Origin of the sequence: Halomonas hibernica (genome assembly GCF_013183775.1) — a bacterium.
Taxonomy (GTDB): domain Bacteria; phylum Pseudomonadota; class Gammaproteobacteria; order Pseudomonadales; family Halomonadaceae; genus Vreelandella; species Vreelandella citrativorans.
Genome location: NZ_VIFN01000002.1, coordinates 321,048 through 341,715 on the forward strand (window position 1 = coordinate 321,048; position 20,668 = coordinate 341,715).

The 20,668-nt window shown below is 48.7% G+C and carries 19 protein-coding genes; all 19 read left to right on the top strand.

The window, feature by feature from the left end; genetic code table 11:
• The first annotated feature begins 37 nt into the window (after window positions 1-37).
• The 19 genes from FKN99_RS05780 (at window position 38) to FKN99_RS05870 (ending at window position 20,665) form a co-directional block, all read left to right on the top strand.
• Entirely contained in the window at window positions 38-898 is an 861-nt protein-coding gene (locus tag FKN99_RS05780) for a hypothetical protein (RefSeq protein WP_172116999.1), read from the top strand.
• The gene (locus FKN99_RS05785; protein WP_172117000.1) at window positions 895-1,632 is read left to right on the top strand and encodes a HipA family kinase; all 738 of its coding nucleotides are present in this window, start codon (window positions 895-897) and stop codon (window positions 1,630-1,632) included. Before FKN99_RS05780 ends, FKN99_RS05785 begins: the two co-directional genes overlap by 4 nt.
• Window positions 1,629-2,438, top strand: a complete 810-nt coding sequence (locus tag FKN99_RS05790) for a DUF3037 domain-containing protein (RefSeq protein ID WP_172117001.1) — start codon at window positions 1,629-1,631, stop codon at window positions 2,436-2,438. Before FKN99_RS05785 ends, FKN99_RS05790 begins: the two co-directional genes overlap by 4 nt.
• A gap of 21 nt (window positions 2,439-2,459) precedes the next feature.
• Window positions 2,460-4,265, top strand: a complete 1,806-nt coding sequence (locus FKN99_RS05795) for a tetratricopeptide repeat protein (protein ID WP_172117002.1) — start codon at window positions 2,460-2,462, stop codon at window positions 4,263-4,265.
• 576 nt (window positions 4,266-4,841) lie between these two features.
• Entirely contained in the window at window positions 4,842-6,404 is a 1,563-nt protein-coding gene (locus FKN99_RS05800) for a hypothetical protein (protein WP_172117003.1), read from the top strand.
• Between the two features lie 259 nt (window positions 6,405-6,663).
• Entirely contained in the window at window positions 6,664-7,548 is an 885-nt protein-coding gene (locus FKN99_RS05805; RefSeq protein ID WP_172117004.1) for a glycosyltransferase, read from the top strand.
• An 80-nt stretch (window positions 7,549-7,628) separates the two neighbouring features.
• On the top strand, window positions 7,629-8,585 hold the full coding sequence (locus FKN99_RS05810) for a hypothetical protein (protein WP_172117005.1): 957 nt from the start codon (window positions 7,629-7,631) through the stop codon (window positions 8,583-8,585).
• An 83-nt stretch (window positions 8,586-8,668) separates the two neighbouring features.
• Window positions 8,669-9,811 carry a glycosyltransferase family 4 protein gene (locus FKN99_RS05815; protein ID WP_172117006.1) on the top strand — a complete coding sequence of 381 codons (1,143 nt, stop codon included), beginning with the start codon at window positions 8,669-8,671 and terminating at the stop codon, window positions 9,809-9,811.
• 12 nt (window positions 9,812-9,823) lie between these two features.
• Window positions 9,824-10,861 carry a polysaccharide biosynthesis protein gene (locus tag FKN99_RS05820; RefSeq protein WP_172117007.1) on the top strand — a complete coding sequence of 346 codons (1,038 nt, stop codon included), beginning with the start codon at window positions 9,824-9,826 and terminating at the stop codon, window positions 10,859-10,861.
• A 3-nt stretch (window positions 10,862-10,864) separates the two neighbouring features.
• Window positions 10,865-11,983 (top strand): UDP-2-acetamido-2,6-beta-L-arabino-hexul-4-ose reductase, encoded by a 1,119-nt coding sequence (wbjC, locus tag FKN99_RS05825; RefSeq protein ID WP_172117008.1) that lies wholly within the window; start codon window positions 10,865-10,867, stop codon window positions 11,981-11,983.
• Between the two features lie 14 nt (window positions 11,984-11,997).
• Window positions 11,998-13,131, top strand: a complete 1,134-nt coding sequence (gene wecB / locus FKN99_RS05830) for a non-hydrolyzing UDP-N-acetylglucosamine 2-epimerase (protein ID WP_319941238.1) — start codon at window positions 11,998-12,000, stop codon at window positions 13,129-13,131.
• Between the two features lie 15 nt (window positions 13,132-13,146).
• Window positions 13,147-14,292, top strand: coding sequence for a glycosyltransferase (locus FKN99_RS05835; RefSeq protein ID WP_172117009.1), 1,146 nt, complete (start codon window positions 13,147-13,149; stop codon window positions 14,290-14,292).
• Window positions 14,293-14,341: 49 nt separating this feature from the next.
• Entirely contained in the window at window positions 14,342-15,427 is a 1,086-nt protein-coding gene (locus FKN99_RS05840; RefSeq protein WP_172117010.1) for a DUF262 domain-containing protein, read from the top strand.
• Complete coding sequence (locus tag FKN99_RS05845) at window positions 15,421-16,461, top strand: AAA family ATPase (protein WP_172117011.1); 1,041 nt, start codon at window positions 15,421-15,423, stop codon at window positions 16,459-16,461. The genes FKN99_RS05840 and FKN99_RS05845 overlap by 7 nt, the downstream gene beginning before the upstream one ends.
• The gene (locus FKN99_RS05850) at window positions 16,461-17,177 is read left to right on the top strand and encodes a hypothetical protein (RefSeq protein WP_172117012.1); all 717 of its coding nucleotides are present in this window, start codon (window positions 16,461-16,463) and stop codon (window positions 17,175-17,177) included. Before FKN99_RS05845 ends, FKN99_RS05850 begins: the two co-directional genes overlap by 1 nt.
• 27 nt (window positions 17,178-17,204) lie before the next feature.
• Window positions 17,205-17,828, top strand: a complete 624-nt coding sequence (locus FKN99_RS05855) for a sugar transferase (protein WP_172117013.1) — start codon at window positions 17,205-17,207, stop codon at window positions 17,826-17,828.
• The gene (locus FKN99_RS05860) at window positions 17,818-18,351 is read left to right on the top strand and encodes a GNAT family N-acetyltransferase (RefSeq protein WP_172117014.1); all 534 of its coding nucleotides are present in this window, start codon (window positions 17,818-17,820) and stop codon (window positions 18,349-18,351) included. The genes FKN99_RS05855 and FKN99_RS05860 overlap by 11 nt, the downstream gene beginning before the upstream one ends.
• Window positions 18,348-19,355 carry an ATP-grasp domain-containing protein gene (locus FKN99_RS05865; RefSeq protein ID WP_172117015.1) on the top strand — a complete coding sequence of 336 codons (1,008 nt, stop codon included), beginning with the start codon at window positions 18,348-18,350 and terminating at the stop codon, window positions 19,353-19,355. Before FKN99_RS05860 ends, FKN99_RS05865 begins: the two co-directional genes overlap by 4 nt.
• 83 nt (window positions 19,356-19,438) lie before the next feature.
• The gene (locus FKN99_RS05870) at window positions 19,439-20,665 is read left to right on the top strand and encodes a DegT/DnrJ/EryC1/StrS family aminotransferase (RefSeq protein ID WP_172117016.1); all 1,227 of its coding nucleotides are present in this window, start codon (window positions 19,439-19,441) and stop codon (window positions 20,663-20,665) included.
• Window positions 20,666-20,668 lie beyond the last annotated feature (3 nt).

A 20,668-nucleotide genomic window follows, 5' to 3' on the forward strand; every position in this document is an offset into this window, starting at 1 on the left:
ACCAAAACCTGGAGTAACCGATGGCTTGGGGGAATATGTGCTGACAATAAACGACTACTTTACCCCCGCAAGCACAGTAGAAGGCCGCATCAGAATGTTGCGAATGGCAACTGAAGAAAATCAAAAAGCCTTCTACCTGACCAATATACACGGCAACAAGCTGCTCAAACTTTCGATAAAGCATGAACGCCAGAAAGTACTGCAGGAAAATCATGCGCAGATCAAAATAATTGGTTATGGAATCAAGTATGCGCAGGTATGGGCCGACAAGCCAACTGATCCACAACGGGTGCGGCTGCTGGACTCAATTGAATTGACCTATCATGGTGCGCAAGCGGGTGAAATGAAGCCCAAGGTGCATCTGAAAGCAAAATCATGCTACCGCACTTTACTTGATGACAGTTTGCACCTCCCAGTCAGTACGCAAGTACCTGTACCTATTTTCGCGTATGAAAGTGGCTACAAAAACCAAGATTCCAAAGCCAAACCGGTAACCAAGAAGGCCCACAGTGTATCAACCGCTGACCCAGGGTATGTGCGTGTTGAGTTCTACTTGGCGAGTGCAGATATGGATGTCAACGCCTTTGTTGAGACGATGTATTTTTTCAACTTCTTTTTTACACAGGAATATTTGGCAGCGGCCAAGGGGCATCCGCTCGTAAGTAATTTGATCATTGCGCCCATCGAGATGTTACGAATGGGTGATTATCTGCTAATTGTCCGTCGCTCACGGTCACACCACCAAGGGCGTCCACATCTGTGCTTTTACAGTAATAAGGATTATTACAATAAGCTGATGAACCGCCCAAAAGCGTGGAAAGATCAAAATGGCATGGTGCGATGGTCGACTATGGCGCAAGAAGGTAAAGCGTTGCGGCAAAAATCGGGTGCTTCATGAGACGAGTCGAGATTATTGAAGTCATACGCCGCGCTAATCAAGGGGTGACTCGCCCATATATCTGTAGAGGCGATGATGACAATATCTACTTTGTTAAGGGTAAAGGTGCCAGCTGCCGCAGTCTGCTCTGCGAGTGGATTGCGGGCAAACTGGCATTACTGCTGAATGTCCCCATCGCCCCGTTCGTTATTGTCGATGTACCTGAAGAATTGCTTGCGCTCCAAGGTGGTTTTGATTTGTCAGACTTGGGCTCAGGCCCAGCCTTTGGATCGCGTGAGTGCGGGGTAACTGAACTGGCATACAGTCGTATTAACGAGATACCCGAAAACTTGCAGAAACGGGTCGCTGCATTCGATTGGTGGATTCACAATGAGGATCGAACGCTATCGTTCGAGGGCGGTAATCCCAATCTGTTCTGGGATGAGGTTGAGCGGAAACTGGTCGTTATTGACCATAATCAGGCATTCGATACCGGTTTTGATGCAACCGCTTTCCTTGCGCATCATGTATTTCACCAGCAATTCTGTTTATTGCAAGCTGACCCGGAAACACAGGCAATGTTACGCGACATGATGTTGCAAGCGCTGGGAAGTTGGCATGCTATCATCCAAAGTGTACCTGATGGGTGGTGGTACATTGATGATGAGATGACTATTCCGGTTGGCTTTGATACAGAACAGACCCATCAGTTACTGAACAGAGTAGCTGACACCAATTTTTGGAATTCACCATGAAACGAATAGCCTGCCAGTACGCCATACTGCGGTTTATGCCCTATGTCGAAACAAGCGAATTTGCCAACGTCGGCATTGTGCTGGCGGCTGGTAATACGGGCTATTTTGGCTTTCAGCTGCAGGAAAAACGCTACAAGCGGCTGACCGACTTTTTCAAGGACCTCGACAGCCGCACTTACAAGACCGCTATCCAGGCGATGAAAAACGAACTGACGCGCATCCAGCAACTGGCCTCAAGCCAAACGGCGCTGACGGCAGGGCTGTTCCAGGAACTGACCCGTCCGCGTGAAGCGCTGTTCCGGTTCAGTGAACCCGGTGTGGTGCTAACTGATGACCTGACCAAAACCCTGGCCGAACTTTACGAACACTACGTCGAGCACAGCTTTGTAACACCGCAATACCGCGAAACCGTGCTCGAAAAGAGAATCAGAACGCTTTTAAAACAATATGACCTGGCAAACCAGTACAAAGCGACCAAGCTCGGCGACAATGAATACCAGGTAGCACTACCGTTTGTAGCACGGCTGGGTAGGCAGGTATGCAAAGCCATTAAGCCTCTGGATCTTCGCCAGCCTGAAACCATCAAAATGGTCGAAAAAGCCGGCCAGTGGCAGTTTCGTATGAAGGAACTAGCGCGCCGAGGCAAACAACCCAGACAGATGCTATTTGCAGTCGATGGGCCGGTAGATCAGGGCACGCCACATACTCAAGCCTACGAACGTGCCATCGATCTGTTGGCCGAAACAGGCGCTGAAGTGATCGCAATGGCGGAAACCGAACGGCTGGCCGAGTTTGTGGTGGGGTAGCGGGCGAGCGCCAATCACACCATGTCATCCCTCATCGACTTCATCCAACCCAGTAAACTGCACTGGCTCACCGTACCGCGCTACGCCATTGTTACCGTGCCATTCATGTTGGCGGGTGGTAGCGGGGTAGCCGGGCAGGGGCCAGTCACTCTGGCATTGCTGATAATCGCCGCACTTGGTTTTGCACGTTTGGTATGGTTCAAGCTGCTGCCCCATGAACGGGCACGGCTTAACGAGGCTAAAACTGCCCTGTATGCTGCACAACCTGAACGCGCTATCAGCCGCTTGCAAAAAAAACTGCGTTTTGCAGGCGCGCATTATCAGGTAAAGCGCGCCGCCTTGTTGGCGCAGGCGTATAGCTGGCAAGGGGAGTTCATCAACGCACATGAGGCGTTGAGTGAGCGCGGCACGCAGCACTTGTTACCTGATGAGCGGTTGTGTTTGCAATGTGCTTGGGCGCAGTTATTTCTTGATGTCGACAACCCCGCCGAAGCACAGCGCAGGCTGGCGGCTATCCCAGGCCAGGAATGCACGGAAAACCTCGGCTGTTTGCTGCTCAAGGCTGAATTGGCGTTACTGAATGAGCACTTTCTGCCGGCGCGGACACTACTCGAAACCGGTCTGGATCGCTGTAAGGCGCCTGCAGAACGAGTGTTCTTACATAATAATCTGGCACGGCTTGAAGCCCTGTTGGGGCGCAAGGATACCCAGCTCCGGCAGCTGCAGGCCGCACGAATGGCGTTCAACAACGCGCCGCGAGCCGACTTAACCGATATTGTCCACCACAACCTGGCAATCGCGCTGGTGCGTGATGGCCAGCCAGAAGAAGCCAAACAGGTACTGCGCGAAGCCCTGGCAGCAGGTGACACCGCCGAGCTATCGCATGTGATCGCAGTGCTCAACAACCACCTGCACGCCGCGCGTGAAGCCGGTGATGCAGGCTGGATACGCAACATCTATGCAGAGTTTGATCGTCAGCTCGAGCGCTTAAAAACACGCACACCGCGCGAACAGCTTGCATTGGATATCACTCGGCTGCGTATGGTGCGCAATGATGGAATACCGCGCACAACCGACAACTACCCCGAGTTAATCGAGCACCTGCTGGGCAGGCTAGCAAAACCGTTACCGGCCATACCGGAAAGCGACCGTGTGGCCGGCCTGGTTGAACTGCGCCATGACCTGAGCCGGGAAATAGAAACTGTATTCAGCCAGGCCGGCAGCGTGCCTGAACGGCTGGCCAAGCTTATGCAAGGTGCCGCTAAACAACTGCTGGCACACAACGCGACGATTGAAACTTACCTGAGCACCTTGTCGCCCAAATTGATCGGCCCACTGATGCTATGGCATCGTTACCGAACAGATGCCGATAAAGCACAGATTGAACTAGCCGAGGGCCCTGACGCCACGCAAGCAGCGTTCACGCGTTTATTCAATCACCTGTGTGAAAAAGCCGAATGGCTGGCCGAGCAAGGCACACCACAGCAAGTGATAGAGGCTTGGTTAATCATCTGTGATGAACTTTTAGACTATCACGACCAGTTGCCACCGAATGCACAGCCAAGCTGGCGTAAGCAATATTCAGGGCTTGCCCAGCACGCGCTCGACCAAGCCACAAAACACATGGAAAGCATAAAACACCACCGTCAGCAGATAGACCAGCTGATAGGCCTGGCCTACTTCAACCTGAAACTGCGCAATGACAGGGCTGCTGCAGCGCGCTGGATGAACATTGTGAACACATACACACCATCGCTGGAACATTACGCCACCTGGCTGCGCGAGGATTATGCATATGTTTGTGGGGTGTTGGAGGGTGGGGGTTAAGGTCAGGGCATGTTACTTTTTCTTGATCATTCTGCCCCATCAAATACTGTGCGCAGAATTGGCAGGGCGCTGAAAAAAGTGAGGAGTGTTGCAAAAAGTTAATTTGGTGTAATCAATAATGATTTATCTAATTAGCCGAATAACACTAGCAATAGTTCCGTGTATCGATTCTTGGGTTCCGATGATTATAGTCAGCTCGGAGCCACTAATAGAGAAATCGTGCAATGTCTCTAAAGAATATTGAGCATTATCATTGGGGCATCAATCGAAGCAAAGATGCACATGCCCACATAGTCGGTCAATCGTATGAAAGTTAATAAGTTCACGCTCAAAAATTCCGTTGCTGCGAAGACCCTAACGATAGAGCTGAACGCCCGGCTTACGGTATTGGTAGCCGAAAACGGTGAAGTTAAAACCAGCATTCTGAATGCTCTACGTGTTACGTTTTAGCCTTTTTTAAGTCAGTTATATTAAGAACTCAAATGGCTGTATATTTACCAAGTTAGATTAGCGAATGCTGTACTTAACTGCTTTATATTTAATCTATAAATTCCTATAAATAGCTATCAAAATCCAATGCTTACCATCCCAAAACCCCTTGATCCTCACGAATGGCTGGCTGATTCCTCAGCTTGTGAAGAGTTTTATCAGGCGTTTAGGGGTTGCCTAATTAAAATCATAGCGGATCAACTAAATATTTTGCCCGCAGTTGTTGAATCTCTTTTTACAGAATATTTTTCTAATACGATCAAGGAGAATGTTTACGAATGCATGTTCATGGACGAACGCGATGAAGAGCAAAAGAGAGCGGTCAACGCCTATGAATTGGCAGATCAGCTAAAATCCACAGTATTTGAGGTTAAGAACATTCACTTCCCTGTAAGTGACAATGAAGGAGTGTGGGATTATCAAGGGCTTTTTTCTTTGGTTCCTAAAATACATTTTGTTGGCTGTCATTTTTATTGTGCTGATTTCAACGCGAAATTATTACAGCCACGCTTTACTGGTTGTACCTTTCACCAGAAATATTTAGTAGCAGAGTGGGATGCACCTGAAGATGAAAAACCCTTGTTCGCTGTCTGTAGGTTTATTGAAAAGGTTACGATTAGTGGTAATGAGCTATGCCAATTTCCCGTAAATGGCTATAGTGTTGTTTTTAGTAACTGTGAACTGAATAGTGTCAACATCAAAAATACTGAAGTAGACACAAGGTTGTTCAGTTTTTCAGTTGAAAAGCCAGCCCAGCTGAAAAAGATTAAACTTAAAAACTGCATTATCAATAAAAAATTCAGCCTGGCTAATGTTAAGGATTTTCAGTCGATTGAGCTGACATCTACAGTCTTCAGTAGAAAGTTTGCATTAATCAACTGCCAATGCCAATCGGTTGTTATTAAAGATACGAATTTCAATCAGTTGGCGGATTTTTATAAATCACAGTTTGAGATTTTTCTAATTAAAAAGTCTATTTTTAGAGACTTTACAGGCTTTGAAAATTGTTATTTTGGTAGTGAAGGACTTTTTACCAAGACTGTGCGTTTAAACTACGTAACCTTTTACAGTTTTATCAACTTCCGCGGCGCAGTTTTCAATCAACCGCTTGACCTGCGTAATACTAACCGGCAAGAGCAGCCCAACTTTCTTGACGCACGCTTCAAAGCTACAGCTATACAAGGCACTGACCGTGAAACTTTCCGCATCATCAAACATTCGTTTGATGCTGTGGGTAATCATATTGAAGCCAATAAATACTTTGCACGCGAATTGCAGGCATACCGTAAAGAGCTGAAGCAGGAAGCCGAACCCATGCACCGCCGCGAGCGCATTTTACTCTGGTTAAACGCTCAAATTTCCAACCACGGACAAAATTATCTGCGTCCTGCTGCCTGGTTGCTTTTAACAATCCTTGTAACTGCCTTGGTTTTGGCGAATGACAAGCAACAATGGTTAGTACCCACAAGCTGCTGGTGGGCATCGCTAACCAATATGCTGAATGGGTTTGCTATAGGTTTTTTGCCGGTTAACGCAATGGTGGGGCAAGACAAAGAACATCTGGCATTTATGCTGCTGCTATCAACTCTAATGGCGTCCACTTTTACTTGGCACTTGCTGGTTGCCATCAGACGGCATAGTAAGCGGTGAAAGGCACAGAATTATGGTACAAGTATAAAGTTAATTTAATCTTTAGAGGTTGCCTCGTCTTCTCCGAGGAACACTGGCTTGTTCTCCATTAAATCACTTCTTTATATCCAGTCTACTTATTTCTAGGATTATTTTTTAAATAGCGCTACTCAAGCAACGGAAATGTCGATAGTTTACCTGATGAGCTATATATTGCACTTGCTCATTTAAATCTTCATGCGTAAACGCGTTTATCTACTAATTTTAAAGAGACGTTAATGTGAAAAAAATAGCAATATGTGTTGCAACTTGCAATAGAAATGAAATGCTTGCTCGTTGCATTGATTCAGTAATAAACGCCAGCTTGTCTGTGACTACGTATGAGTTTTTTTTGATAGTAGTTGATAATAATACGAAACCAAAAGCACAACAAGTATGTGATAAGTTTAAAGAGTTAATTGATTTAAACTATTATTGGGAGGCTCAGCCGGGAATTCCTTTTGCAAGAAATCGATGTTTGTTCGAGGCCCTTGAAAATAAAGCTGATTTCATAGCCTTTATAGATGATGATGAGGAGGTTAAGGTCAATTGGCTTGAGATTATGCTTCAAGAAATTGATAGAGAAGGGGTTGATGTAGTAAGTGGCCAGGTAATGCAAGTCTATAATGAGCGTGTCGAGCTTAAAAGAAATTTACCTGATGGAAGTATTCGTGATAGATGCGAAACTGACAATGTTGTATTTAAATCATGGTTAGCAGAAAGCTTAAAGTTTGATGAAAGTATGCCCTTAACTGGCGGTACTGATGTTCTTTTTTTTCGTCAAGCTAAAGAAAAAGGGGCTGTTATAAGATATTGTGATAAATCAATTGCTAAGGAAGATATGTCCGGTTTTCGACAGAGTCTTCGGTGGAGGCTGCAAAGACAATATAGGTATGGGCTCACGCATTGTTTAATAGAGAAAAAGCTAATGACAGGTGCCTCAAGTTTTAAGTTGTTTTTACGTGCCATTATATTAATACCTTTAGGCTTAGTCGAGGCTCTTTTTTATCTCCCATGTTTTGGTTTTCAAAGAGCGTTGGCAGGTGTTGACAGAACAATGAGGGGGGTTGGTTCGCTATCTTATTTTTTGGGATTTAATTACAATGAGTACAAAAGAAAAAATTAAGATGAATTTAATTTTCTTTTAAAAACCTTCTTATTTTTTAAGGCGTTAAGTTTTTTAATGCTTTAAGTGAGTTTTTATTTATGGTTCGTTTTAATAAGTTAAACTTAGCTCTGTGGGTGTTTGCATTTCCAGCTGCATACATATGGTCTTTGTTCTTACTTCAATATTATGTTGCAGGGGATCAGGTACATTATAGAGCGTTCTATGAAGTCATAAATTCTGCTTCATTAAAAGAGGCTCTTCTGCTTGCTAGAGGATATGTAGATGCAGGTGAGCCGGTTACTATTTTTATATTATGGCTAGGTTCTAGCTTTAGTTTTCCAAAAGACCAATATATTTCTTTTTTTAACGCCATTCTTGTTATGCAAGTCATTCTTCTTTTGAGAAAATATAAAGCAGGCTTTGTTGTAATTCTACTTTTTTTGTCAAACTATTATTTGATAGTGCTTATGACTGGGGCTGAAAGACTTAAATTTGCCTATATTTTTTTGCTAATGTCTGTTTTGCTTAACAGCAATATGAGTAGGTTGTTTTTCTTTGCAGCGCCGCTTGCCCACTTTCAATCTCTCGTTTTTGCTCCTTCGCTACTTTTGAGTAAATTTTATGAAGAGGTGCGTGCTTTTTTAAAGAAAGGTTTTTTTAGTAGAAGGTTTTTGTTTTTTTTGTTTTCGGTTACTGTGATTTTTGTTTTTTTTCTTGCAATTTTCTTTCCATCTTTAGCCAGTAAAGCGTTAGCTTATGCATCAGCAGATAGATCACCTTTAGTAATTTTAAATTTACTGGTGCTTACGGTTGTTGCTTTATTAGCGTCGAGAAACTGGAAAAGAATGCTTGTAGTGTTATTGCCTTTTTATCCTCTGGTTCTTATTTTAGGTGGAGAAAGAGTAAATATGGTGGCTATTACTTTGTCTCTATGGGTATTGATGACTGAAAATCGTTTGCGTCATCCGCTTGTGCTTTTAATGCTTCTATATTTCTCATTTAAAAGTTTTAGTTTTGTGCGCAATATTTTATTGTTCGGGAACGGTTTCGCATAGCTTTGATTATTACTTTAGGCGCCTATGCTAGCCTTATGGGTAGCCTCAATAACTAAGTCCTGTCAAGGGGTTTGAAGAGTTATATGATTAGTGTTTTAGTGTTTACCGGCTACTACCTCCCCGGCTACAAAGGCGGTGGCCCCATAAAAACCATCAAAAATCTGTTCGACCAGGCCGGTGATGAAATAACTTTTAAACTTATCACCAGCGACAGAGATTTGGGCGATACCTCACCTTACACCTCGGTAATCTGCGGCACTTGGAATCCGGTAGGCAACGCCTCCGTGTTCTACGCCCAAGCCGGCAAAACCGGCTACGCACAGATCGCCCGTCAGTTGCGCGCTAAAGATTACGACGTAGTGTATTTGAACAGTTTCTTCTCGCCTCGTTTTTCCTTTTTCCCATTACTGCTGGCTAAAGCACTTCGTAAAAAGGTAGTTCTAGGCCCAAGGGGGGAATTTTCGGAAGGTGCGCTGTCACTTAAATCCTTTAAGAAACGCGTTTTCATTACGGTGTTTAAGTTGCTTGGGCTGCATCGGGGCACGGTGTTTCAGGCGTCTAGTGATTTTGAAGCAGAAGACATTCGTCGTGCTCTGGGTTCGGGAGTGGACATTCAGGTTGCTGAGGATATTGGTGCGCAAGAGTTTGCGGAGCGCCTAGAGTTGCGTGATTCAAGCCCTTTGAAGGCTGTTTTTGTTTCACGTATATCACCAATGAAGAACCTGTTAGCAGCACTGCAGATGTTGCAGAAGCTTAATCACCCACTTACCTATGATATTTACGGGCCGGTCGAAGATTATGATTATTGGCAGCAGTGCTTGAAAATCATTAATACACTGCCTTCTCACATTAAAGTTGAACACAAAGGTGAATTAAAACCAGATATCGTAGTAAAAACTATGTCTGAGTACGATGTATTTTTTATGCCCACTAAGGGTGAGAACTACGGTCACGTTATTGCGGAGGCGCTTTGCGCGGGCCTACCAATTTTAATTGCAGACACGACTCCCTGGCGAAACCTGCAAACACTGGGTATCGGTTGGGATCTTCCCCTTAACACCCCGCATGCCTTTAGCACCGCGCTCGATGAATTGGCCTCTATGCCAGCCAACGATCATCTTCACATGCGCGAGAATGTCCTTGCATGGGCCAAAAATAAATTCTCACAACGCGACGCTATAGACGCCAATATCGCCCTGTTCAAATACGCCTACGAAAAGAAGTAAGGACTACTCCACATGCCCTTCAAGAAGAAGACCCTGTTGATTACCGGCGGCACCGGCTCCTTCGGCAATGCCGTTCTCAACCGCTTTTTAGATACTGATATTGAAGAGATCCGTATCTTCAGTCGGGACGAGAAAAAACAGGATGACATGCGCAAGCGCTACGCCAATCCCAAGCTTAAGTTCTACATTGGCGATGTGCGCGATTATCAAAGCATTCTGAATGCCACCCGGGGTGTGGATTATATTTTTCACGCTGCTGCGCTTAAGCAGGTGCCTTCCTGCGAATTTCACCCTATGGAAGCGGTAAAAACTAACGTTCTCGGCACCGAAAATGTGCTGGAAGCCGCCATTCAGAACGAAGTGAAACGCGTGGTGTGCTTGAGTACCGATAAGGCCGTGTACCCCATCAACGCCATGGGCATTTCCAAGGCGATGATGGAAAAGGTAATGGTGGCCAAGTCCCGTAATGTGAACCCAGAAAGGACCGTTATCTGCGGCACCCGTTATGGCAACGTCATGGCCTCTCGTGGTTCTGTGATTCCGCTGTTTGTCGATCAGGTCCGTGCTGGTCAGCCCATTACTATCACTGACCCTAACATGACCCGCTTCATGATGACCCTGTCAGATGCGGTGGACCTAGTGCTTTATGCCTTTGAACATGGCTCCAATGGTGACCTGTTTGTGCAAAAAGCGCCTGCCGCCACCATCGAAACTCTGGCTCGGTCACTTACCGATTTGATGGATAAGCCTAATCACCCTATTAACGTGATCGGTACCCGTCACGGCGAGAAACTGTTTGAGGCGTTATTGAGCCGCGAAGAAATGGCCTGCGCGCAGGACAAGGGCGGCTATTACCAAATACCACCGGATCTACGGGATCTGAACTACGGCAAGTTTGTGGAACAGGGTGAGGAAAAAATTTCCCACACCGAGGATTACAACTCCCACAACACCGAACGCCTAGATATAGCCGGTATGCAAACCTTGTTGCGTAAGCTGGATTTCATTCGTGCCCTGGAACGGGGTGAATACCTCAACACGGAGGAGTGAGCCATGCGGGTACTGGTAACCGGTGCTAACGGTTTTATCGGCAAGAATCTGAACATGCATTTGCGTGAACGGGGCGGTGTCGAGGTTGTGCCATTCACTCGTGAACACACCGAGGCAGATTTGCCCGGCCTGCTGGAAGGCGTGGACTGGGTGTTTCACTTGGCGGGTATTAATCGCCCGCAAGACCCTTCGGAATTCGTGACTGGCAATGCTGGCCTTACTCAGGCGCTGTGTAACGCGCTAAAAGAAACGGGTCGTAACATCCCTGTAGTTTACACCTCGTCTATTCAGGTGGAACGGGATAACGACTACGGAACCAGTAAGCGTGCAGCAGAAGACGCCTTGCTGGAGCTTAACCAATCCACAGATTGCCCGGTTTACATCTATCGCCTGCCCAACGTTTTCGGGAAATGGGCGCGGCCCAATTACAACTCAGCGGTGGCGACCTTTTGCCATAACATCGCCCGGGATTTGCCGGTGCAGATCAACGATCCGTCCGCCGTTATTCAGCTGGTTTACGTTGATGATGTGGTGGCCAGCTTTATGACGCTGCTGGAAGGCGTAGCGCCGCCCACTCCCTTTGCCGATGTAACCCCGGTTTACCACATCACCGTGGGTGAACTGGTCGACCAACTTAACCGCTTCAAAGCGACCCGGGATAATCTGATTACCGAGCCAGTAGGCACCGGCTTAGCACGCGCATTGTATTCCACCTACGTGAGTTACCTGCCACCGGAAAGCTTCACCTACACCGTGCCCCAGCATGGCGATGAGCGTGGTGTGTTTGTGGAAATGTTGAAAACCCCAGATGCTGGCCAGTTCTCCTTTTTTACCGCCCACCCCGGCATTACCCGTGGCGGCCATTATCACCATTCCAAGACTGAAAAATTCCTGGTGATTAAAGGTGAGGCCTGTTTCCGTTTCCGCCACATGCTAACGGGCGAGTTCTATGAGCTGCGCACCTCTGGCGATAAAGCGGAAATTGTGGAAACCGTGCCGGGCTGGACCCACGACATCACCAACGAAGGCGAAAGCGAGCTGGTGTGCATGCTTTGGGCCAACGAGATTTTCGACCGTGAGCACCCCGATACGTTTACCTGCCCGGTGGGCACCAAAGCCTGAAAGGTTGAGAAACAATGATGCAAAAACTGAAAGTAATGACTGTTGTGGGCACAAGGCCTGAAATTATTCGGCTTTCGCGAGTGATCCCGGTTTTGGATCAACATTGCGACCATATTCTGGTTCACACCGGTCAGAATTACGATTACGAACTAAATGAGATTTTTTTTGAGGATCTGGGTATTCGCAAACCGGATTATTTCTTGAATGCCGCCGGAGCCAGTGGCGCAGAAACCATCGGTAACGTGATTATCGCCGTCGATAGGCTTCTGGCCGAAGTGCAGCCAAAAGCCCTGCTGGTGTTGGGCGATACCAACAGCTGCATGGCGGTAATTCCCGCTAAGCGCCGCAAGATCCCCACCTTTCATATGGAAGCCGGTAATCGCTGCTTTGATATGCGGGTGCCGGAAGAGATCAACCGCCGCATTGTCGATCACACCGCTGATATCAACCTCACCTATAGCACCATCGCCCGCGATTACCTGTTGCGTGAAGGCCTTCCGCCAGACCGAGTGATCAAAACCGGCAGCCCGATGTTTGAAGTGCTGAACCACTTCCGCGAGGGCATTGAGTCTTCCAATGTTCTGGAGCGCCTTAGCCTTACGGAAGGGCAGTTCTTTGTGGTCAGCGCCCACCGAGAAGAGAACGTGGATTCTGACAAGAACTTTCAGGCGCTGGTCGACACCCTAAATGCGGTGGCAGAGCAATATGACTACCCGGTAATTGTCTCTACCCACCCCAGAACCCAGAAGCGAGTAGATGCTATGGGTGTTCAGTTCCATGAGAATGTGCGCCTGCTGAAGCCGCTGGGTTTCAAGGATTACAACAAGCTGCAGCTGAGCGCCAAGGCGGTGTTGTCTGACAGCGGCACCATTAACGAAGAAGCCTCCATTCTTAACTTTCCGGCCCTGAATATCCGTGAGGCCCACGAACGCCCCGAAGGCATGGAAGAAGCCGCCGCCATGATGGTGGGCCTGAGCAAAGAACGTGTATTACAGGGCTTGGCCATTCTGGAAACCCAGGGCTGCGGCGATGAACGCACCCTGCGGTTGGTGGCTGATTACAGCATGCCGAACGTAGCGGATAAAGTTGTACGCATTATTCATAGTTATCGTGATTATGTAATGCAGACAGTTTGGAAGCAGTATTAAGGAAGGATGCCACCCATGGCGCGTAAGAAAACGGCTCTGGCGATTGTTAATCGGAGTTTTAAGTATGACAGCCCAATCGGCGAAGGCCTGTTGCAGTTAGCAGAAGCGGCGGTGGCAGAGGGTAAGGTGTGTGTTATCACACAGGCCGAAAGCGACCTCAAAGAGGAGCTTACCGCAGCAGGACGAGGTCAGGGGGTTCAGATCCGTGCCTGTAAAGCTTATACCACTTCTGCCAGTAGCCTGATCAAGCGCATCGCCGAAGCCATATTCTTTATGCTGTGGACGTTCATCAGCCTGGTGCGTGCCAAACCGGCCAATGTGTATGTAGCCACCAACCCACCTGTGGTGGTGCCATTCATTGTGGCTGTGTATTGCCGGTTGTTTGGCGCCAGGTATGTGTACCATCTGCAAGACATTCACCCGGAAGCCGCCAACATTGTGGTGCAGCTGAATGGGTTGGTGTTTCGGTTGCTGAAAGCCGTGGACAATTACACCCTGCGCCATGCAGGTGCGATTATTACCCTCTCTGAGGATATGAAGGCGTATATCCAGCAACGCAACGACACCCGAAGCCTCATTCATCTGCTGGATAACCCCTCTTTTGAAGTAACGCCAGTACCCATGGCACAGCGTACCAAAGATATCGTTTTTTGTGGTAACGCTGGCCGCTTGCAGCGAATACCGTTGTTGATGAGCGCCATTCAAGACTACCTGCAACAGGGCGGAAAACTGCGCTTCACCTTCGCCGGTGGCGGTGTGCATGTGCCAGATGTGAAGGCGCTGGCTGAAGCTTATAGTCAGGTTGATTATCTGGGCATTATCCCAGCGACCGACGCAGCAGAGTTGGTGAACCAACACCGCTGGGCTTTGCTGCCGATTGATGATGAAGTTACTAAGTACGCCTTCCCTAGTAAATCGTCTGGTTATGCACTGTCTGGTGCCGGGGTGCTGGCCGTTTGCGGGGAAGATACCAGTGTTGCCCGGTGGGTGGAGCAGCTGGAGGTTGGGGTAGTGTGCCCGGCGGACCATGGTGCGTTGGTTAAGTGCTTTTTTTCGCTTGAGGGGCGTGGTGGGGAGAGTTTTGTTGTTGGTGATGAGGTGCGGGAACGGTTGTTGATACCTTATTTTGCCAACAGGTTACGTGATATTGTGTTTGCCTGAATGATTGTTGACAGGCCGCTTATGAACATTTCCCCGGAGCCCTGCCCGAATGACTGACACTGACAAGCTCGAAGCCGAACACGGCTTTGAACTCGATTCCTCGGAAGTCTATCCGGATGCGGTAATCAAGGTCAGCCGCGATCAGTACAGCGCGTTTGAAGTAAAACGCATGGTGGAAGAAACCAAAGAACTGGTGCTGGCCCCGGATTTTCAACGGCGCAAGGTATGGGGAACCGACCAGAAACAAGAGCTGATTGAAAGCCTGTTGATGGGCATTCCCATTCCCGTTATTTACGTGTTCGAAAACGAACTTGGTATTAAACAGATGGTGGATGGCCGCCAACGTGTGAGCACCATTATTGATTTTATGAACAACAAGTTTGCGCTGAGTAAGCTGGGGCTTTTGCACCAGTTTAACGGCGCACGGTTTGCCGATTTGCCGCCTCTGTATCGCAGCAAGCTGGAACGCTACCAGCTGCTGGTGTATGTGATTGAACCTCCCACACCAGAGCGGGTGAAGTACGACATATTCGACAGGGTAAACCGGGGCGGCACACGCCTGAACAACCAGGAAATGCGTAATGCGCTGTATTGTGGCGAATCTACTCGCTTTTTGAATGAGCTGAGCACCCTGCCATCTTTCATTCAAGCCACCGGCGGCAGTATTCAGCCCAAACGTATGCGGGATCAGTATGTGATTTTGCGTTTTCTGGCGTTCTATCTGTTGCGACAGCATCGCATTGAGTTTGCGTACAAGAGCAATCTGGAAGAGCTACTGGCCTTTGTGATGCAGTTTTTGAACAGTGCCGGCGCTGAGCTGTTTGACGAATTGGAAGCGGTGTTTGATCGGGCCATGCAGCGCGCTTTTAATTGCCTTGGTGAAGATGCGTTCCGCTTTGCCATGAAAAATGCGCACCGCCGCCCGATCAACATGGCTCTGTTTGAATGCCTGGCGTATGGTTTTGTGATTTTGCCGCAGGAAGGGCTTACTCAGGGAGAGCTGGCTGACAGGCTTAACGAGCTGAAGCGGGCATTTGATGCGGGGGACTACTTCCGCAACCGTGTAGACAGCACTAGCAGTGTGGACTACCGCTTTGGTCGCGTTGAACAACTCAAGGATGAATTAGCATGTTAAAAACGTTGGATGTGACGGCTTACAAGTGTATTGAAGCCGAGAGCTTCGATCTTGCGCCGTTAACTCTGATAACGGGCACCAACTCTTCCGGAAAATCGACGGTTTTGCAGGCCATTCTGGTGGGTATGAGCTATCTCAAGCAGGAGAAGCTTTCGTACCTTCGGGACTTGGTGAAACCTTATGTGCAACTGGATGACGTATTGTGCCGCACCGCAGATGCAGATCAGGTGGGTATTGGCTTAACAAGTGAAGGCGACTGCAAGTTTCAGACATTCATTACCGAGAGTCTTCAGGGGGTAATTGGTGATCGGGATGATCTCTACGAGTACGAAGAAACCCTGTTCTACCTGTCGGCCAACCGTAGCGGCCCCGAAGAGCTGGCAGAACTGAGTAAAGAGCTGAAGATAGGCGCTCAGGGCCAATACGCTTTGGGTTATCTGGAGCAGCGTAAGGATAAGCCAATTAGCCCCGAACTTTGTCGCTCTGAAGCGCCGGCGCAAACCCTGAAAGCGCAACTGGCCTGGTGGCTGGGATATATAACCGGCACTCAATGCGAAGCGGTTACCAGCAAGGTAACCAGCACCCGCATAAAACTGAGTTTTGTGATGGGCGATTTGGGTGAAGTGTCTCCACTAAATACCGGCGCCGGTAACAGTTATTTGCTGAAGCTGCTGATTATGTGCCTGGCAGCCCGGCCGGGGCATTTGTTGCTGATCGAAAACCCGGAAATTCACCTGCACCCCGGCGCTCAGTCTCGCTTAGGTGAGTTCTTTGCCTTTTTGGCCAGTCGTGGTGTGCAGCTGGTGGTTGAAACCCATTGCGAACACCTGATCAACCGTGTTCGATATGAGGTTTATCACAAGAGGCTAAAGGCCGATGGCGCGCTGGTGTACTACAAGCAGTCGTCCGAAGAACGCTTTCTGCAGCTTGGATTTCTGCCTACGGGCCATTTTTGCAATAGCGATGGCGAGCAAGTGAATTTCCCCACGGGCTTTTTTGATTCCACCCTCGGCGAGCTTCTGGAGATGGGGTAATGGACTACACCTTGGCCATGGATGACCAAATGCTGAAGGTTTTTCACGATTTCAAACGAGGCGCAGTAGGGGAAACCAGCACCGCGACCCTTCAGAATCTTTTGCGCTTGTATCATCCTCCACATATTACCAGCGCCGCTCAGCTCATGCGGGTGGGTGTCGAAGATCCTGCGGCACTGCAGCAGTTGGCGAGTGTAGGATTAACAAAGCAAACAGCTGAAGAACTGGCAGGTAAAACCCGCTACAAGATACTGCTGAGTGAAGACCAAACCACTTACCCGAATGTGAGTGTGCAGAGCGATCACGTTAGTAGCCAGTTTGTGATGTCGTGTAAGGCCGGCGAGCATCGTGGTAAAGCTCACGACTGGCTTACAGCTTTGCTGGCCGATGCTACAAGCATCACAGTTGTGGATGGCTATCTTTGCGATAGCCAAACAGGGGCACTGAAGCCGAGCGGCAAGAAATTTTTTGGGTTGTTGCCCCGGAAGTCGCTTTCTATTTTTTTGTCTCGCGCTCAGCAGAAAACCATTTCCGACATCAAGAAAATTTGCGGCGACTGGTCGGTTAAGAAAGACACAAGCGCCGCGTACAGGAACGTCCACGACCGCTACCTGAGGATTGATGGCGAGATGGAGGTGGTTATTACCAGCGGCATTGATTACCTGTTCGATACCGATAAAGAATGCACGCTGTTAGTGCGGAAAGTAACCCAGTAAGTTCCACCCCTTCTGATTAGGCCCTTCATGCTGAAACGTATTTTCGACATACTCGCCGCCGCCTGCGGCCTGCTTTTGCTTTCCCCCGTTATCCTCATCGTTGCTTGGCAGGTACGCCGCAAACTCGGCTCCCCCGTATTCTTCCGCCAGACCCGCCCAGGCAAAGATGGTAAGCCGTTCAAGATGATCAAATTCCGCACCATGCGCGATGCGGTAGATAAACAAGGCAACCCGCTGCCAGATTCTGAACGCATCACACCCTTTGGCCGGTTTTTGCGCTCAACCAGTTTGGATGAGCTACCCGAGCTATGGAATGTGCTGAAAGGGGAAATGAGCATAGTTGGCCCCCGCCCGCTTTTGATGGAATACATGGATTACTACACGGAAGAGGAAATGCTGCGGCATAGTGTTCGGCCTGGGGTTACTGGATTGGCGCAGGTTACTGGGCGCAATGCTCTGACTTGGGAACAAAAACTTGGGCTTGATGTGGAATATGTGCAAAAGCAAAGTCTTCTTTTTGATCTCAAGATTATCCTGACCACGATTAAGAAAGTTTTTAAGCGTGAGGACATTCTGGACGCCGCGCCACAGGGTTCGTTATCCAGTTATCGCGCAAAGCATAAGGCTGAGAGGGAGCAAGATGGCGGTTAAAATGGTTCATATTAATGGCATTCATGCGAAGAGCCGTTGGGATGCACTCGCTCACCCCGAAGTGTCCAAATGGGTTTTTATCGACCTACCTGTTTCATATACAAAGACTCAGGAGTGGTGTGAATCTGTTGGCAACCGGCCAAACCGGGCGGACTTCTGTTTTGAAGTAGATGGTGTGCCAGCAGGCTTTGCGGGCTTGGTTAACGTTGATTCTAAAAGCGCGGTTGCTGAGCTGTATATTTTTCTCCATCCGGATTTTTTCTCGAAAGGCCTGGGCTCTGAGTTTTTAAAACAGCTATTGAGTTATGGAGAATTTGAACTGAATCTTCGAAAAGTATCTCTGTTCGTTACTGCTGATAACACAAAGGCAATCAGTTATTACGAGAAAAACGGGTTTGAGATCGAAGGGGTGCTGAGGAAACACGTATGGTTTCGAGGCGCATACAGGGACCGCGTTATTATGGCGATCTTCCTTGATGGCTTGGGGCTGAACGCAGACAAATTTTATAACGAGACTGTATGAACATTCTTCTCACCTGCGCTGGTCGCCGCCACTATCTAGCAACTTACTTCCAGAAAGCATTATCCAATTCAGGCAGGGTCGTCGGCACTGATATGGATTTATCGGCACCTGCACTGGAAGCCTGCGACGCCGCTTATAAGGTGCCGGGGGTGTTTGCAGATAGTTATCTCGATACCCTGAAAGAAGTAATCATTAAAGAAAAAATCGACATGGTTTTTTCTTTAAATGATCTCGAAATAGGCTTACTGGCCGAAAATCGAGAGTTGATTGAGCAAGAAACTGGTGCAACGGTTTATGTTCCTCCTGTCGAGACCCTTGAGGTGTGTGCCGACAAGTGGCGTACCTACCAGTTCGCCAGAGAAATCGGTATCCATACCCCAGCTACCTACCTTTCCATTGACGATGCAACATCTGCCATTAACGCTGGCGATGTGCGTTTTCCATTAATCGTAAAGCCTCGCTGGGGCAGTGCGTCTATTGGCCTGTTTATTATTGATTCGGTAACAGACCTAGTTGCAGGCTTTGAGGCTTGCCAGAGAGCGGTTGCCAAAAGCGCTTTGGTGGCCCTGGGTGCCGAAAGCACAGTGATCATTCAGGAAGTGATTGAAGGGCCGGAGTACGGTGTAGATGTGCTCTACGGTAAGAACGAGCGCTTTATTGGCTTTGCCGCAAAAAAGAAGCTGGCAATGCGGGCCGGCGAAACTGACAAGGCTGTTACCGTCGCTCCCGAGACGTTTGCAGCCATTGTTGCAAAGATTGCCAGCACGTTGCCCCACCGTGGCAACCTGGACTGTGACTTCCTGGAGCGGGACGGAAAATTCTACCTGCTGGAATTTAATCCAAGATTCGGTGGTGGTTATCCTTTCACCCACCTTGCGGGCGCTAATCACGTTCAGATGCTTCTAGATGACTATCAGGGCGTAGCGCTGGGAGATTATGGGTATGAAGTGGGTAAGGGCTTTGCCAAGTGCGATACTCTGGTTGAAGTGCCTGCCCAAATTTAAAGGCAATCAATTTATTCCCACCTGCCGCCGCTTAAACCTCCTGCCAAGCTTTCTATCAAGTTTTAGCTATTAACAGAGACATTATGCTTAACGGACCCTTTTCCCCCTGGCCTTCTTTCACTGAGCAAGAAGCCCAAGCGGTGCAGCGTGTGCTGCTTTCTAACCAAGTGAACTACTGGACAGGCCAAGAAGGCCGAGAGTTTGAACGTGAGTTTGCCCAGTTTGCTGAGTGTGAATACGCCATTGCGGTTTCTAACGGCACCACAGCGTTAGACCTTGCACTGAAAGGCTTCAGCATTGGGGAAGGTGAAGGGCGTGGCCGAGATGAAGTGATTGTTACCTCGCGCACGTTTTTAGCGTCTGTTTCTAGCATTGTGACGGCGGGTGCGGTGCCGGTGTTTGCCGATGTAGGCCGCGATTCACAAAACATAACGGCGGCCACAGTCGCCGAGAAAATTACCCCCAACACGCGGGCGATTATTGCCGTGCATTTGGCGGGCTGGCCCTGCGAAATGGCGGCCTTAATGGCCCTGGCCGAACAGCATGGCTTAGTAGTGATTGAAGATTGCGCCCAGGCCCATGGTGCGCGCTATCAGGGCCGTTCAGTTGGCTCTATCGGCCACGTGGGCTGCTGGTCGTTCTGCCAAGATAAGATTATGACCACTGGCGGTGAAGGCGGCATGGTCACCACGAATGATGAAGCGCTGTGGCGCAACATGTGGGCCTATAAAGATCACGGTAAAAGCTGGGAAGCCGTTTACGAACGCCAGCACCCACCGGGTTTTCGCTGGCTGCATGAAAGCTTTGGCACCAACTGGCGGATGACTGAAATGCAAAGTGCCATTGGCCGCATTCAGCTTAAACGCATGCCCGCTTGGAAGGCCGCACGCCAAGCTAACGCGCAACGTATATGGCAAGCCGCAAGCAAATGCCCTGGGCTAAGAGTACCCACCCTTCATTGCCAGGCGGCTTGCGCTAGCGGTTGCACAGAAACACAAGGTTGCGAACACGCAGCGTACAAGTGCTATGTATTTGTGGAGCCTGAGAAGCTAGGTGAAGGCTGGAACCGCGACCGCATTATGAATGAAATGGTGTCTAGGGGCGTGCCGTGTTTTTCGGGTTCCTGCGCTGAGGTTTACCTTGAAAAAGCTTTTGATGGCACCGGCTGGCGCCCAGAGAAACCACTGCCCGTAGCGCACGAGTTGGGTGAAACAAGCTTGATGTTTCTTTGTCATCCCACGCTTACTGAAGCTGAAATTGATAAAACCTGCCGTGTTCTGAACGATGTGATGGCTAAGGCAGTGCAATAGCGC

Excerpts from the sequence above, each read along its gene's own strand:
- FKN99_RS05850 (WP_172117012.1), top strand. The coding sequence starts at position 16,461 with ATGGACTACACCTTGGCCATGGATGACCAAATGCTGAAGGTTTTTCAC.
- FKN99_RS05865 (WP_172117015.1), top strand. The coding sequence starts at position 18,348 with ATGAACATTCTTCTCACCTGCGCTGGTCGCCGCCACTATCTAGCAACT.
- FKN99_RS05840 (WP_172117010.1), top strand. The coding sequence starts at position 14,342 with ATGACTGACACTGACAAGCTCGAAGCCGAACACGGCTTTGAACTCGAT.
- FKN99_RS05815 (WP_172117006.1), top strand. The coding sequence starts at position 8,669 with ATGATTAGTGTTTTAGTGTTTACCGGCTACTACCTCCCCGGCTACAAA.
- FKN99_RS05835 (WP_172117009.1), top strand. The coding sequence starts at position 13,147 with ATGGCGCGTAAGAAAACGGCTCTGGCGATTGTTAATCGGAGTTTTAAG.
- FKN99_RS05820 (WP_172117007.1), top strand. The coding sequence starts at position 9,824 with ATGCCCTTCAAGAAGAAGACCCTGTTGATTACCGGCGGCACCGGCTCC.
- FKN99_RS05855 (WP_172117013.1), top strand. The coding sequence starts at position 17,205 with ATGCTGAAACGTATTTTCGACATACTCGCCGCCGCCTGCGGCCTGCTT.
- FKN99_RS05845 (WP_172117011.1), top strand. The coding sequence starts at position 15,421 with ATGTTAAAAACGTTGGATGTGACGGCTTACAAGTGTATTGAAGCCGAG.
- FKN99_RS05860 (WP_172117014.1), top strand. The coding sequence starts at position 17,818 with ATGGCGGTTAAAATGGTTCATATTAATGGCATTCATGCGAAGAGCCGT.
- FKN99_RS05790 (WP_172117001.1), top strand. The coding sequence starts at position 1,629 with ATGAAACGAATAGCCTGCCAGTACGCCATACTGCGGTTTATGCCCTAT.
- wbjC (WP_172117008.1), top strand. The coding sequence starts at position 10,865 with ATGCGGGTACTGGTAACCGGTGCTAACGGTTTTATCGGCAAGAATCTG.
- FKN99_RS05810 (WP_172117005.1), top strand. The coding sequence starts at position 7,629 with ATGGTTCGTTTTAATAAGTTAAACTTAGCTCTGTGGGTGTTTGCATTT.
- FKN99_RS05800 (WP_172117003.1), top strand. The coding sequence starts at position 4,842 with ATGCTTACCATCCCAAAACCCCTTGATCCTCACGAATGGCTGGCTGAT.
- wecB (WP_319941238.1), top strand. The coding sequence starts at position 11,998 with ATGATGCAAAAACTGAAAGTAATGACTGTTGTGGGCACAAGGCCTGAA.
- FKN99_RS05795 (WP_172117002.1), top strand. The coding sequence starts at position 2,460 with ATGTCATCCCTCATCGACTTCATCCAACCCAGTAAACTGCACTGGCTC.
- FKN99_RS05870 (WP_172117016.1), top strand. The coding sequence starts at position 19,439 with ATGCTTAACGGACCCTTTTCCCCCTGGCCTTCTTTCACTGAGCAAGAA.
- FKN99_RS05785 (WP_172117000.1), top strand. The coding sequence starts at position 895 with ATGAGACGAGTCGAGATTATTGAAGTCATACGCCGCGCTAATCAAGGG.